Consider the following 379-nt stretch of genomic DNA (forward strand, 5'->3'; position numbering starts at 1 on the left):
TCGAGGATGTGGATATGGAAATTGAACGATGCTGGATGCACTACCTAAAAGCTGAACAGTTAATGGAGCAAGGTCACTGGCCAGAAGCACAGCGCCTTTATGGGGATGTTCTCAATTCTCTTCCTCACCACATTCAAGATGCGGCATACCAAAGCGATATCAAGCCTTGCCAATTTGCCTGCCTACTTGCGGGGCTCAGAGATGCAAGCGTGGCTCAATCTGAGATTCTTAACCGCCTAGGCCAACACAAGCAAGCCTTTGATACATTGAATCAGTCTTATGCGCTAATGCAATTTATCTCTCTTGAGAGCACAGAGCTGATTCAACGCACTCACGGGTTACTGGAAAAGCAGAGTGAAGATCTACTCAATCACCTGAT

1 protein-coding gene is annotated in these 379 nt (G+C 46.7%); it reads left to right on the forward strand.

Annotated elements, in window-relative coordinates:
• Nucleotides 1–14: 14 nt before the first annotated feature.
• Nucleotides 15–379 (forward strand): hypothetical protein (locus tag BCT81_RS03385; RefSeq protein WP_102423242.1); only part of this gene is annotated, 365 nt, incomplete at its 3' end.

It is taken from the genome of Vibrio sp. 10N.261.52.A1 (assembly GCF_002876325.1).
Taxonomy (GTDB): domain Bacteria; phylum Pseudomonadota; class Gammaproteobacteria; order Enterobacterales; family Vibrionaceae; genus Vibrio; species Vibrio chagasii.